The 12,241-nt window shown below is 62.8% G+C and carries 13 protein-coding genes; 7 read left to right on the top strand and 6 right to left on the bottom strand.

Features of this window, described 5'->3' with window-relative positions; all coding sequences use genetic code 11:
• Window positions 1–222: 222 nt before the first annotated feature.
• Both VF629_RS15280 and VF629_RS15275 read right to left on the bottom strand, forming a co-directional pair.
• Window positions 223–1,083, bottom strand: a complete 861-nt coding sequence (locus VF629_RS15280; protein WP_331059361.1) for an AraC family transcriptional regulator — start codon at window positions 1,081–1,083, stop codon at window positions 223–225.
• A 42-nt stretch (window positions 1,084–1,125) separates the two neighbouring features.
• Window positions 1,126–2,370: an MFS transporter gene (locus tag VF629_RS15275; protein ID WP_331059360.1), complete on the bottom strand. Its 1,245-nt coding sequence runs from the start codon at window positions 2,368–2,370 to the stop codon at window positions 1,126–1,128.
• A gap of 616 nt (window positions 2,371–2,986) precedes the next feature.
• On the opposite strand from VF629_RS15275, the gene VF629_RS15270 reads away from it, so the two are divergent.
• The 3 genes from VF629_RS15270 (at window position 2,987) to VF629_RS15260 (ending at window position 5,646) form a co-directional block, all read left to right on the top strand.
• On the top strand, window positions 2,987–4,018 hold the full coding sequence (locus VF629_RS15270; RefSeq protein ID WP_331059359.1) for a transglutaminase domain-containing protein: 1,032 nt from the start codon (window positions 2,987–2,989) through the stop codon (window positions 4,016–4,018).
• Window positions 4,019–4,207: 189 nt separating this feature from the next.
• A complete protein-coding gene (locus VF629_RS15265; protein WP_331059358.1) occupies window positions 4,208–5,062 on the top strand; it encodes a helix-turn-helix domain-containing protein in 855 nt (284 codons plus the stop codon).
• Window positions 5,063–5,133: 71 nt separating this feature from the next.
• Window positions 5,134–5,646 (top strand): SgcJ/EcaC family oxidoreductase, encoded by a 513-nt coding sequence (locus VF629_RS15260; protein WP_331059357.1) that lies wholly within the window; start codon window positions 5,134–5,136, stop codon window positions 5,644–5,646.
• Window positions 5,647–5,806: 160 nt separating this feature from the next.
• On the opposite strand, the gene VF629_RS15255 is transcribed toward VF629_RS15260, so the two are convergent.
• Window positions 5,807–6,766, bottom strand: coding sequence for an aldo/keto reductase (locus tag VF629_RS15255; RefSeq protein WP_331059356.1), 960 nt, complete (start codon window positions 6,764–6,766; stop codon window positions 5,807–5,809).
• A gap of 127 nt (window positions 6,767–6,893) precedes the next feature.
• On the opposite strand from VF629_RS15255, the gene blaOXA reads away from it, so the two are divergent.
• Both blaOXA and crcB read left to right on the top strand, forming a co-directional pair.
• On the top strand, window positions 6,894–7,706 hold the full coding sequence (gene blaOXA / locus VF629_RS15250; protein ID WP_331059355.1) for a class D beta-lactamase: 813 nt from the start codon (window positions 6,894–6,896) through the stop codon (window positions 7,704–7,706).
• Between the two features lie 27 nt (window positions 7,707–7,733).
• Window positions 7,734–8,105: a fluoride efflux transporter CrcB gene (gene crcB, locus VF629_RS15245; protein ID WP_331059354.1), complete on the top strand. Its 372-nt coding sequence runs from the start codon at window positions 7,734–7,736 to the stop codon at window positions 8,103–8,105.
• Between the two features lie 154 nt (window positions 8,106–8,259).
• Here crcB and VF629_RS15240 read toward each other — a convergent pair whose 3' ends face one another.
• The 3 genes from VF629_RS15240 to VF629_RS15230 all read right to left on the bottom strand — a co-directional run bounded on the left by VF629_RS15240 (window position 8,260) and on the right by VF629_RS15230 (window position 10,004).
• Window positions 8,260–8,979, bottom strand: a complete 720-nt coding sequence (locus VF629_RS15240) for a DUF421 domain-containing protein (protein ID WP_331059353.1) — start codon at window positions 8,977–8,979, stop codon at window positions 8,260–8,262.
• A gap of 85 nt (window positions 8,980–9,064) precedes the next feature.
• On the bottom strand, window positions 9,065–9,544 hold the full coding sequence (locus VF629_RS15235; RefSeq protein ID WP_331059352.1) for a DinB family protein: 480 nt from the start codon (window positions 9,542–9,544) through the stop codon (window positions 9,065–9,067).
• Window positions 9,545–9,614: 70 nt separating this feature from the next.
• Window positions 9,615–10,004 carry a VOC family protein gene (locus VF629_RS15230; RefSeq protein WP_331059351.1) on the bottom strand — a complete coding sequence of 130 codons (390 nt, stop codon included), beginning with the start codon at window positions 10,002–10,004 and terminating at the stop codon, window positions 9,615–9,617.
• Window positions 10,005–10,148: 144 nt separating this feature from the next.
• Here VF629_RS15230 and VF629_RS15225 point away from each other — a divergent pair, with 144 nt between their 5' ends.
• On the top strand, window positions 10,149–11,285 hold the full coding sequence (locus VF629_RS15225) for a helix-turn-helix domain-containing protein (protein WP_331059350.1): 1,137 nt from the start codon (window positions 10,149–10,151) through the stop codon (window positions 11,283–11,285).
• Between the two features lie 236 nt (window positions 11,286–11,521).
• The gene (locus VF629_RS15220) at window positions 11,522–12,088 is read left to right on the top strand and encodes a hypothetical protein (RefSeq protein ID WP_331059349.1); all 567 of its coding nucleotides are present in this window, start codon (window positions 11,522–11,524) and stop codon (window positions 12,086–12,088) included.
• The last annotated feature ends 153 nt before the right edge of the window (window positions 12,089–12,241 follow it).

The following is a 12,241-nucleotide window of genomic DNA, read 5'->3' as shown; positions in this document are numbered from 1 at the left end:
TGGTGGCAACGCGGGCAGCGCAAGCCCAGCACAGCCGCGGTGGTGGAATCGGGGGAAGTAGCCATAACCAATGATATTGGGGGAGGGGTAAAAGCTATACGGCAAAACGAGCCCGCCGCACACCACAGCAGCGCTTTGTTGCAAGGCTTACTGTTTTCGATGCAAAATTACCGGCGCCCTTACCCGCGCGCGCAGCCCTCTTTCGGGCACTTACAGGACAAATCAACGCTGCTGCCGAAACGCCTCGGGCGTGGTGCCGGCGTACTTGCGGAAATAGCGCACGAAGTACGACGCGTCGTCAAACCCCAGCTCGTAAGCCACCTGCGCCACGCCCAGGGCCGAGTGGCTGAGCAGGCGCTGGGCTTCCACCACCACCCGCTCGTGGATGAGCGTGCTGGCCGTCTTGTTGAGTACGCGGCGGCACAGCGCATTGAGGTGGTTGGCGCTGAGGTGCAGCAGCTCGGCGTAGTCGCTCACGCTGCGCTTGGTGCGGTAGTGCTGGTTGAGCAGGGCGCCAAACTGCCGAATTTGCTGCTGGGCCAGGTTGGCCTCGGCGGCGGGCTGGGCGGGGTTGTGGCGCGCGGCCAGCTCCAGGCACAAGTGCAGGTAGCTGCGGAACACCTCGGCCTGGTTGGCATGGGGCGCGGCGTATTCGGCGTACAGCTGCTCAAACAGCGGCCGGATTTCGGTTTCCGGTTGGCTCAGGTAGAGCACCGGCGAGTGGGCGCTGTCGAAAAATGGGTAAGCGTACAAGCCGTTGCCGGGGTAGCGGAAGAGGTAAAAATCGGTGTCGAAAAACACCACGAAGCCCTGCGCATCGGCTGCCAGCTGCCAGTGGTGCACTTGCCCCGGCACTAGGAAAAACAAGCTGCCCGGCCGCAGCTCGTACGTCACCAAATCCACGGTGTGGGTGCCGGTGCCGGCGGTGATGTAGAGCAGCAAGTAAAAACTGTGCGCGTGGGGCACGTTCACGTGCGGAAACCGGACAATGTGCGTTTCCAGCCGCTCGCAATAGTAAGGCTGCGGCGCTTGGGCTTGCGGAAACGAAGCAAGGGCCAGCACCGGAAGACCAGCAGCTTTCATAAGCAGGAACAGGAAAGGCAGAGGCGCCTTTCGTCCCGCTAATTACGCAGGGTACGCGGGCTTCATCGGCACGCCCACGGTCTCGGCGGCCACGTCGATGTCCTTGGTTTCGGGCACCAGGAAGAAATAGAAAAGCGCGCCCAGCACGCTGATGCCGGCCAGCGTGCCAAAACCAACCGCGTAGCCGAAACGGTCGACCACGTACCCGGCCAGGATGCTGCTCAGGGCCGCCGCCAGCCCAATGGCCGAATACACAACGCCTTGCAGCAGATTGAACCGGCCGGTGCCCTTGCTCAGGTCGGCAATCATCAGAATGCTTATCACCCCAAACAGCCCGGCCCCAATGCCGTCGAGCAGCTGAATGGCCGTCAGCACGTACGGGTTGGCAATGAAGGCAAACAGCACCGCCCGCACCGGCAGCAGCAGGAAGGCCATGAACAACACTTTCTTGCGCCCTTGCTCGGCCGCGTTGCCGGCGTACTTCGCCACAAACACCATCACGCCCTGCGCAATGATGATGGCCGCCGACAGATACAGTGACGAGTTTTGCTTGTCGACGAGGCTCATTTTCTGGCCCACCAGCGGCAGCATGGCCCCGTTGGCGAGGTGAAACAGGGCCATGGCAATGGTGAAAACCAGGATGTTTCGGTTGGACAGCAGCGTTTTCACCCCGGCCGTGTCGGTTACCTGGCCCTCGGTGGCGGCCCCGCGGGCCAGTTCGTGGTCGATGTCCTGCTCCCGAACGACCAGCACCGCGGCCACCAGCATCAGGCACTGCAGAATGGAGAAGTAGAAGATGGCCTCGTACGAAACGTACCGGCCCAGCAGGCCCGCGATGATGGCGGCCAGCATGTTGCCCAGGTGGTTGTAGCTCTCGTTGCGGCCAATGCGTTTGGGCAGCGCCGCGTGCCCCACAATGCCCAGCGTGACGGCCGCCACGCACGGCGCGTACACCGATTGGGTGAGCCCCACCACGGCCTGCGACAGCAAAATGGGGTAGAAGCCGGACGTGAGCACCACCGCCAGGCAGCACAAGGCAATGACGATGGACGCCACAATGAGCAGCAACAGCTTGCGCTTGGTGCGGTCGATGAGCGCGCCGGCGGGAGTTTGCACCAGCACGCCCACAATGCCCGGCGCGGCAATGACAATCCCGATTTCGTCGGGCCGCCAGTCGCGCACGGTGAGCAAGTACACCGACAAGTACACGCCAACGCCATCCCGGACATCGGCCATCATGAGGCTGACCCAGTCGAGCCCCTTCAAACTGCGTGGCGTTGCTCCCATATTCGTTTCAGCGGGTGGTTAATAGCCGTTCAACGACGGAGCAAATCCTGGGTTTATGCTGAGTTTGTCTCCTAGTCTCGGGTATAGTATTGGCAAGCAGGTACTTGCGTTGTAAAAATATTTTCAAACGATTTCACTGACAACTCGTGCCGTCGCATGGCGAAGAACCTATCCAAAAACGGCTTTGCCTGTCTCCTGCGCCCGCCCACCGGGTACCCCGAAATTTTATTTCGGCCCGGTAGAACATGTCGCTTACGGTTGTTCTACCGGGCCGAAGTAAAATTTCGGGGTACTCGGTGGGCTCCAACCCGCCGCCTTGCCGCCGGTGCTGGGGAGGTGGAGCGTACCTTTAAGGCACTGCTGGGGTCTGGTTGGCCCTGACTGGCGGGCGCTTACGTGGCGCCGCGTCAACGGGCGAGGGGCAATGCCTTGGCCGTTGAGTTACCGGTGGTTAGTTGCTAGTTGTTCGTTGTCAGTTGTTAGGAGTTGAGAGGGCAAAAGCAGGGTTGCCTGCGTTGACCACAAACTGACAACTAGCAACTGACAACGAACAACTAACAACAAGGTAATCCAGCTTTGCCGACGCCCGCCAGCAGCGACTTGTTGCTCCGTTGTTGTGAATATTTCCCTGTTGAACCGCTCGGCCGTTTGGGCTGGGCTGCTGGGCGCCTGCGCATTACTGCCCGGCTTTAGCGCTCCGGCGCCCAAGCCGACGGCCCCGCGGAGCCGCACGTTCGTGCTCACCACGCAGGCCACCGTGCCGGCCCCGCCCACGGGCACCAAAACCCTAGATGTGTGGTTGCCCGTGCCGCATTCGGACGCCTCCCAGGACGTGCGCAACTTGAAAATTGAGTCGCCAGTGCCATATAAAATTGAGAACGGAGCCTACGGCAACCAGATGCTGCACCTGCAGCCGGCCGCCGCGTCCACGGGTCCGCTGGTGGTGAAGCTCACGGCCCAAATCACGCGCCGCGAACACCTCAACCTGAGCGCCAACGGCCCCGCCAGCGCGGGCAAGGCCGCCAAAAAAGAAAAGCCCGACCCCAACATGGCCCGCTGGCTCATGCCCGACCGCCTCGTGCCTCTCGACCCCAAAATCAAACAGCTGGCCGAGGAGGTGGTGACGAAAGCCAACGCCAAAACCGACCTGGAAAAGGCCCGCGCCATCTACGAGCACGTGGTGAGCACCGTGACCTACGACAAAACCGGCCAGGGCTGGGGCCGCGGCGACATTTACTACGCCTGCGACGCCCGCCGCGGCAACTGCACCGATTTCCACGCCATCGTCATCGGCTATTGCCGGGCCGTGGGCATCCCTGCGCGCTTCAGCATCGGCCTGCCGCTGCCCACCAAGCGCGGCAAGGGCGAAATCAAAGGCTACCACTGCTGGGCCGAGTTTTACACCACCGAGACCGGCTGGGTACCCGTCGACGCCTCCGAAGCCGCCAAAAACCCGGCCAAGCGCAACTACTTCTTCGGTGCCCACGACGAAAACCGCGTGGAATTCACCCGCGGCCGCGACGTGGAACTGGCCCCTAAGCAGGCCGGCCCGCCACTCAACTACTTCGTATATCCTTACGCCGAAGCCGATGGCAAACCACTGGAAGTAGCCCGCACCTACGAGTTTGCGGACGTAACGGCGCAGTAGGGCAAGTAGCGCTAAGCAATGAGAACGTCATGCCGAGCGCAGCCGAGGCATCTCGCGTGTAGTAGTAACTCAATCGTGCAGACAAAGCACGCGAGATGCCTCGACTGCGCTCGGCATGACCGTTTCAAATATTATGGCCTAGCTACTTCACAAACTCTTATCTTGAGCCAGCATATCTGCCTGGCTCACATGGTTCTTCGCTTCCAACAACCGGCTTTGCCGCTGCGCCAGTTTGTGCAGTTCTACATGCTGGTGCACGCCCGCTACGACGGCCTCGACCCCGCGCAGGCCGTGAAGCCCATGCCGCCCGCGCCGCAGCAGTGGCTGTATTTCTACCCGCGCGACGAGATGAGCACCTACCATTACGGGCAGGAGCGGATTATTCGTTCGCCCCGCAGCATTGTGGTGGGGCCGCAGGTGTCGCGGGTCGATTTGCGGTTTCCACCCGACCACCTGATGGTGTGCGCAGCCTTTTGGCCCGGCGGGCTGCACCGCTTGCTGGGCGTACCGGTGAAAGAAATGTTTGATTTTTCCATCGAAAGCCGCGCCTTGCTTGGGCCCGCCGTGACCGAAGTGGAAGACCGCCTGGCCGAAACCACCGACTATTCCACCATGCTGGCCTTGGTCGAAGGCTTCCTGCTGCGTGCGTTGCGCCGCCTGCCCACCCACACCGCCGAGCGGCCGCTCGACCGCCTGTTGCCCGCCCTGCTGCCCACCCGCCGTACTAGCGTCGCGCTCGAAAGCCTCGCCGCCGAGGCTTGCCTCAGCCCCCGACAGTTCGAGCGCAGCTTCTTCGAGCGCGTGGGCATGGCGCCCAAGCTCTACGCCCGCATCGTGCGTTTCGACCGCGCTTTTCGCTACAAGGAGCAGCATCTCGACCTCGATTGGCTGGCCGTGGCCGTGCAAACGGGCTACTACGACTACCGCCACTTGGTGCGCGACTTCAAGGAGTTTGCCGGCGTGACGCCCCCGCAGCTCCTGGCCGCCGAAACGGCGCACAGCCGCGTGGCCGGCGGCAGCTTCCAGCCGCTGGCCGCGTTTTAATGTCGGTTTCTTACTACTAGGAGGGGTGCGCGCTGGGGGAGCTTTGCAAGCGAACCAACCACCTAACCCCCATGAAAACCTTAGTACTAAGCCTCGCTCTCTTGCTGGGCGCCAACCGCGCATTTGCTCAAATGCCGGCCGCCGACGAAGCCGCCATCCGCAAAGTGGTGCAGCAAATGACGGCCAATTACACCGACCACAAGTTCTCCGACATGGCCGTCTACACCACGCCCGACGTGAGCTGGGTGAACATTGTGGGCATGTGGTGGCGCGGCCGGGCCGACGTGCAGTTGGCGCATCAGCGCATCTTCGACTCCATTTTCACCGGCGTCAGCTTCAAGCCCGGCGACGTCACCGTGCGGTCCATCACGCCCGACGTGGCTGTGGTGAACCTCTACTGCGCCGTGGGGGCCTACTACCCGCCCGATGGCGTGAACCGCGGTACCAACAAAATGGGCGACGACCAGGACCTGTTGACCCTCGTGATGGTGAAAAAGAAGGGCAAATGGCTGCTTACCGCCGGCCAGAACACCGTAGTCAGCGCCACCGCCGCGGCAAACGACCCCGTGGCAGTCAAAAGATAAAAAGCTAAAAACCTCCTTCGCTAGCCCTGCGAAGGAGGTTTTTGTGTGTAATAGTCCCGGGAATAATAGCGCGGACTTTTAGTCCGCGAGTAAGAACAACCGTTACTCGCGGACTAAAAGTCCGCGCTACAGTGGTGCCATTCTGAAACCCCTAATTCGCCTATACGGCGGCCGGCTGGGCCTGCTGCAGCGTCTGCAGGTCCTCGTCGGTGAGGCGCAGCTCTGTGGCTTTGAGCAGCTCGGTGACTTGTTCGGGGCTGGTGGCGCTGGCGATGGGGGCCGTCACGCTGGGGGCCTGCATCAGCCAGGCCAGCGCCACTTGGGCGGGCGTGGCCTGCAGGCGGTTGGCTACCGCGTCGAGGGCGGCAAGGATGCCCAGGCCTTTTTCATTCAGATATTTTTGACCGACGCCGCCACCGCGGGGGCTTTTCTGCAAGTCGGCTTCGGAGCGGTACTTGCCGGTGAGGAAGCCAGCGGCCAAGCCGTAGTAGGGGATGGCGCCGATGTTTTCCTGGAGCAGGAGCGGGGCCAGGTTCTTCTCAAAATCTTCCCGGTCGTACAGGTTGTAGAGGTTTTGCAGCGTCTCGTAGCGCGGAAAGCCGTGCTGCTGGCTGGCGTTAAGGGACTCTTGCAGACGCTCCTTAGTGAAGTTGGAAGCGCCAATGGCGCGCACTTTGCCCTCTTTCACCAGTTGGGCATACGCCTCAAGGGTTTCTTCGACGGGCGTGGTGGGGTCGTCTTTGTGCGACTGGTAGAGGTCGATGTAGTCGGTTTGCAGGCGCTTGAGGGAGCCTTCCACGGCGCGCAGGATGTAGTCTTTTTTCAGGCCTTTGTTGTCGGCGTTCACTTCCCAGCCCACTTTGGTGGCAATGACTACGTCGTCGCGCCGGCCGCGGCGCTGCAGCCACTTGCCGATGATGGTTTCGGACTCGCCGCCCACGTGGCCGGGCACCCACACCGAGTAGCCGTCGGCGGTGTCGATGGCGTTGCCGCCGCCCGCCACAAAGGCGTCGAGCACGGCGAAAGAAGCGGCTTCGTCGATGGTCCAGCCGAAGACGTTGCCGCCCAGCATGAGGGGCGAAATGGAGAGGCCAGAGCGGCCCAGTTCACGGGTTTGCATGTGGGTACGAAAGAAAAGTGCTTGGAAAGGTGTGCGTCCAGCCGGCGCGGGTTGTTTAACCCCCGGGCGGGCCGGGAGGTTGCGGCCGGCGAACAGCAAGCGTACTTTGCGGCCTCATTTCCAAGCCATGCGGTTTTTTCTGTTGTTGCTATTGCTGCCGTTGCTGAGCAGCTGGGCCCCCAAGCCCGCTGTGGTGGAGCGGGATTTTGGGGCTTACTTCCGGGCCCGGCAGCTGCGCGGCTCGTTCCTGTTGTTCGACCCGCAAGCCAACCAATACACGGCCTACAACGCCGCGCGCTGCCGCCAGGGCTTCCTGCCGGCGTCCACGTTCAAGATTCCCAACACCATCATTGGCTTCGAAACCGGCGTCATCCACGACACCAGCCAGGTGTTCAAGTGGGACGGCGTGACCCGGTCGTTTCCGCAATGGAACCGCGACATGACACAAGCCGAGGCCCTGCGCGTATCCTGCGTGCCCTGCTACCAGCAAGTGGCGCGGGCCGTGGGCACCAAGCGCTACCAGCAGTGGCTGCCCAGGCTGGGCTTCGGCAAGATGGTGGTGACGCCCGCTTCGGTCGACTCGTTTTGGCTGGTGGGGCCGTCGCGCATCACGCAGTTTGAGGAAATTGACTTTCTGCGCCGCTTGCATGCCAACAAGCTGAAGGCTTCCGTACGCAGCCAGGAGCTGACCAAGCACCTGCTGCTACTCGAAAAAACGCTCAACTACCGCCTCTATGGCAAAACTGGCTGGACCAACCGCAACGCGCTGCAGAACAACGGCTGGTTTGTGGGCTGGCTCGAACAAGCCGGCGGCGCCCGGTATTTCTTCGCCCTCAACCTGGAGCCCGACCCCGGCCAGCCCGCCGACCAACGCTTCGTGGCCGGCCGCCGCATCATCACCGAGCAGATTCTGACCGAGCTGGGCCTCCTGAAAAAGTAGGGAGTGCCGGGCGCGTAATTTGCCCGCATGAATTACTCCTGGCTTCTGGTTGGTGTGGGTGGCGGCCTGGGCGCCGTGGCGCGCTACGGCATGCAGCAGTACGTGCAGGGCCGCTGGCCGCTGGCGTGGCCCGTGGGCACGGGCGCGGTGAATGCGCTGGGCTGCCTGCTGGCCGGTCTGTTTCTGGGCGTGCTGGAGCGATACGCGCTGGGCGCGGCGTGGCGGCTGCTGCTCATCACGGGCGTGTGCGGCGGCTTCACCACGTTCTCGGCCTTTGCCCTGGAAAACGTGGCGCTGCTGCGCGCGGGCAACGTAGCCGTGGCCGCGCTGTATGCCGGCGGCAGCGTGGCCGTGGGAGTGCTGCTGGCCGCCGCGGGCTACTGGCTGGCGCGGGGATGAGAGGGGCACATTAAGCCTGCTTTACAAGCTGTCTTTCAGCGCGCAGCGAAGCATCTCGCGTGTGGTAGTAACTCAATCGTCAGGATTACCGGTGGCGGGCGAGATGCTTCGCTGCGCTCTGTATGACGTTCTTAGAGCTTGAGCTGCTTGTTGCCTAAGTCACGCGCCGCGCTGTGCAGGCGGGCAGCCAGGTCTTTTGGCGGCAAATAGGGCAGGCGAAGGCCGCGGTGGGCTGAAGGTCGTGCACGTGGCCGCAGGTGGCGCAGGCATGGGGGCCAGCTTTGGTGATGGTTTCGGTGGCGCGGGTCAGCTCTTCGGGCAGGATGCACAGGCCGGGGCGTACGTCGGCGTCTTCGTAGAAGAACAGGCTCATCTGGCCGGTGGCTTCGCTGTACACGGCTTTGAGCTGGCCCAGGTGCTCGACCTGCTGCTGCCGCAGCTCGCCGAACAGCTCCTTCTGGGTAAGGTTTTGGTTGCTGAAATTATCCCAGTGCAGTTGCCCTTTTTGCAGCAGCAGCACGTCTTTGCCTTCCATCCAGTCGCTGAATTTGGGGCTGATTTCGGTGAAGTGGTTGAAGAGCCAGTACAAGCCCATCACCACCCCAAACACGATGACGGCGTGGCTCAGCGGCACGTCGGGGTAGAACATGGTGTCGCCCGCAATCGAGCCCAGCCCAATGACGATGCTCAGCTCAAAAAGCGAGAGCTGCTTCACGCTGCGCCGTCCCGTGATGCGCAGGCAAGCCAGCAGCATGAGGTAGGTCACGACGCACCGGAGCAGAACTTCCAAGGCGTAAAGCGGCTCCTGTTCGCCGGGCCACCACAGGCGCTGCCAATCAAACGGAATAACGGGGTCGGCCAAAAACAAGGGCATAACAAGCGGGTAGATTACCCTCCAGCTTTACGCGCGGCTGCTCCGTCCTGTTCAGTTAATGCCTTGCTTCAGAGTTAAATCCATATTAAAAACGCACGACGTCGGTGTCGGCCGGCGTGTAGCCCAGCAGCCGGCTCATGCTCAGTGCCTGGCCTTTGTGGTGAAATTCGTGGGTGATGACGTGCGTAAAAAGCTGCAGCGGCGAGAGCTGCAGCGGGGCCGGGTGGCGCGGGAAATGAAAGGCACGTTGCACCAGCCAGGTTGGCGCAACGTGCCGCGCAAAGTCGGCCACCAGCGCGTCGACCCTCGCATACAACCTGCGGGCGGCGGCCACGTCGGGCACTTCGGCGGGCGGCGTGGGCGCCGCGGCCTGGCCCAGCGCCACCTGCCCCAGCCACACGTGGTAGGCCCCGGCCACGTGCACCAGCAAGTCGCGAATGCAGTTGTGGTTGAAAGCCGGGACCGGCGCCGTGAAATCCTCGGGCCGCAGCGTGGCACAGTAGGCCAGCAGGGCCGCGCGGGCGTCGCGCACCAGCTCGTATTGTTGGGAGAAAGCAGGACTCATGATGCCTTATGCTGTGCGCGTGAACCGTTTCAGCCGCTTGCCGCTGGCACGAATGCCGGACGCGGTCGGGCTAAACGGCATAAAATTCCAGCGGCAAGCCGTCGGGGTCGGCGAAGAAGGTGAACCGCCGGCCGGTCAGCTCGTCGGTGCGAATGGGCTCGCAGGCCACGTCGTGCTGCGCCAGCCAGGCAATGGCCGCCGGCAAGTCGGCCACGGCAAAGGCCAGGTGGCGCAGGCCCGCGGCCTCGGGGTAGCTGGGGCGCGGCGGCGGGTTGGGAAAGGAGAACAGCTCCAGCACGTACTGGCCGTTCACGGCCAGGTCCAGCTTGTAGGAGTTCCGCGCGGCGCGGTGGGTTTCGCAGAGCACTTCCAGGCCCAATAGTTCGGTGTAGAAGCGCTTCGACACCGCGTAGTTGGAACAGATGAGGGCCACGTGGTGCAGGCCAAGAAGGGGCGGCATAGGCAGTGAATGTGGGGCGAGTAACTGTCGAAACCATCTAGGCCCATGCGGCATAAGGCTGTTTTGATGCACATTTACGGCGCCTTCTTGGTCCTGAGGTTCATGCAACTTACTGTTTCTCTCTTAACCGCGGTCGCGTTTGCCGTGATTTCGCAGGCAATGTTTGCGGCCGGGCTGCTGTTTTGGGCCCCGCTAAACCGGTTGTCAAACCGGTTTCTGGCCTTGCTGATGCTGGCCATCGCGCTGTGGCTGGTCGACGGCTTCTTTCGTGTGTCGGGGCTGTATGCGCAATCGGCGGAGCTTTACTTTTCGCCCATCTACTATTCGCTGGCGTTTGGGCCGCTGCTCTATTTCTACGTGCGCAGTCTGGTCAACCACGGGTTTCGGTGGCGGGCGGGCCATTGGCTGCACTTTGTGCCGGTGCTGGTGCAGGCGGCCTTGTACTGGTGGCTGCGGTTTCAGCCCTACGCCGTGCGCAACGACTTTTGGCAGCAAGTGCACCAGCCCGTGACCTACCGGCTGGAATTCATCGGCACCTGGGTGTCGCTCATGGTGTACCTGGTGCTCAGCCTGCGCCTGCTGCGGCAGTACGGCCGCTGGCTCGAAGACAACTTCTCGGAAGTGTCGCGGCTGCGGCTGCGGTGGTTGCGGTGGCTGCTGGTGCTGCTGGCCCTGGTCAGCGTGCAGTGGCTGGTGGAGCTGGTGCTGCGCGAGTTTTTCAATGTCTATTACCGCTACGATTACTCGTCTGAGCTGCTGGGCGTAGTGGTGTTCGTCATCGGCGTGGTGGGCCTGCGGCAGGCCGACATGCAGGCCGTGCACTTCGCGCCGGAAGCCGAAGCCGCCGAAGCTGCCCAGACGCCCGCCGCGCCAGCGCCGGCGCCCCCGGAGGCGTCTGCTGCAACCGTCACCCCGTCCGAGGTTTCGCTCGCACCCGCCGCCACGCCTGCGCCCGACCCGCTCGTTATGGCGCGCATTCGGCAAGCGCTGGTCGACGACAAGCTGTACCAGAACCCCACGCTCACCCTGGCCGAGCTTTCGGCGCACACCGGGCTGCCCCCGCGCCTCATTTCCTTCACCGTGAATGCAGGCTTTGGGCGCTCCTTCAACGACCTGGTGAACGGCTACCGCGTGGCCGAAGTGCAGCGCCGCCTCGCCGCACCCGACGCCCGCCGGTTCACGCTGCTGGGCATTGCGTTCGAAAGCGGCTTCAACTCCAAAACCACCTTCAACCGGATTTTCAAGCAGATGACCGGCGTCGCGCCCCGGGATTTTAGTTAGGGTAGGAGGGCGTAAGGGTAGGAGGGTGTGAGGGTAAGAGGGTGTGAGGGTAGGAGGGTAACAGGACCGGAGGGTAGCAGAGGATTTCCCTCACACCCTAACACCCTCACACCCTCACACCCTCCTACCCAAAAAACGTCCCAAAACCGGATGTGGGACGTTCCACATCTGGTTTTGGGGCGATGGAGGGCAGGGCAGAAGGCCACCTTTGGGTCGTACTTCAACCGCCCCTTCCCATGACCCGTTTCCTGCTGCTGACCCTCGGCGCCCTGGCCCTGCACCCGGCCGCTGCCACCGCCCAAACTGCTCCCGTTTCGTCTCCGGCGGCGGCCCAAACCGCTCCCGCCTTGGCCTGGACCGACCGCACCCGCGCCCTGCCCGACGAGCTGCGCCGCCTGCCCGTGGGCCTCACCCTTTGGCACTCGCCCAATCCCATCTACCCAGAGCCCAACCCCGCCGTGCCGGGCGGCTACGTCTGGAAGCACAGCACCAGCGTGCGCGCCGAAACCGCCGACCTGGAAATCGTGACCTGCGGCAGCTACATCTGGTACAGCGCCGCCGGCTGGCAAACCAATTTGCACGAAACACCCGCCGAATTCGCGGAGCTGTTCAACTGCCCCGGCGGCAAACTCAAAAAAGGCGTCACCTACACCTTCGCTCGCAACTACCGCTACGCCGCCAGCACCAAGCAGCTCTATGGCGGCGATGCCCTGTGGTTCATCATCGCCAAGGACGCCCAAGGCCGCCTCTACAAAGGCTACGGCCTGATAGAAACCGAAGCCGAGCCCCAAGCCTCGAAGTAGCGCCGGAGGCGCTTCGTGTCAGGTTTGGGCTTGTTTCTCACCACTGATGCAACCCGCACCGGTCCTCACCACCCGCTGGTCATGTCGAGCGCAGCCGAGACATCTCGCTCGGGGCAGCAATCCAATAATCAATGATTAGTGGCGGCACGCGAG

Origin of the sequence: Hymenobacter sp. (assembly GCF_036388155.1) — a bacterium.
Classification (GTDB): domain Bacteria; phylum Bacteroidota; class Bacteroidia; order Cytophagales; family Hymenobacteraceae; genus Hymenobacter.
The sequence above is the reverse complement of the archived record's forward strand: the minus strand, read 5'-3'. Positions and strand labels throughout refer to the sequence as shown.

What these genes read in the sequence shown, in the direction of transcription:
- VF629_RS15280 (WP_331059361.1), bottom strand. Translation starts at nt 1,083, where the DNA reads ATGAAAGCTGCTGGTCTTCCGGTGCTGGCCCTTGCTTCGTTTCCGCAA.
- VF629_RS15275 (WP_331059360.1), bottom strand. Translation starts at nt 2,370, where the DNA reads ATGGGAGCAACGCCACGCAGTTTGAAGGGGCTCGACTGGGTCAGCCTC.
- VF629_RS15265 (WP_331059358.1), top strand. Translation starts at nt 4,208, where the DNA reads ATGGTTCTTCGCTTCCAACAACCGGCTTTGCCGCTGCGCCAGTTTGTG.
- VF629_RS15260 (WP_331059357.1), top strand. Translation starts at nt 5,134, where the DNA reads ATGAAAACCTTAGTACTAAGCCTCGCTCTCTTGCTGGGCGCCAACCGC.
- VF629_RS15255 (WP_331059356.1), bottom strand. Translation starts at nt 6,766, where the DNA reads ATGCAAACCCGTGAACTGGGCCGCTCTGGCCTCTCCATTTCGCCCCTC.
- blaOXA (WP_331059355.1), top strand. Translation starts at nt 6,894, where the DNA reads ATGCGGTTTTTTCTGTTGTTGCTATTGCTGCCGTTGCTGAGCAGCTGG.
- crcB (WP_331059354.1), top strand. Translation starts at nt 7,734, where the DNA reads ATGAATTACTCCTGGCTTCTGGTTGGTGTGGGTGGCGGCCTGGGCGCC.
- VF629_RS15240 (WP_331059353.1), bottom strand. Translation starts at nt 8,979, where the DNA reads ATGCCCTTGTTTTTGGCCGACCCCGTTATTCCGTTTGATTGGCAGCGC.
- VF629_RS15235 (WP_331059352.1), bottom strand. Translation starts at nt 9,544, where the DNA reads ATGAGTCCTGCTTTCTCCCAACAATACGAGCTGGTGCGCGACGCCCGC.
- VF629_RS15230 (WP_331059351.1), bottom strand. Translation starts at nt 10,004, where the DNA reads ATGCCGCCCCTTCTTGGCCTGCACCACGTGGCCCTCATCTGTTCCAAC.
- VF629_RS15220 (WP_331059349.1), top strand. Translation starts at nt 11,522, where the DNA reads ATGACCCGTTTCCTGCTGCTGACCCTCGGCGCCCTGGCCCTGCACCCG.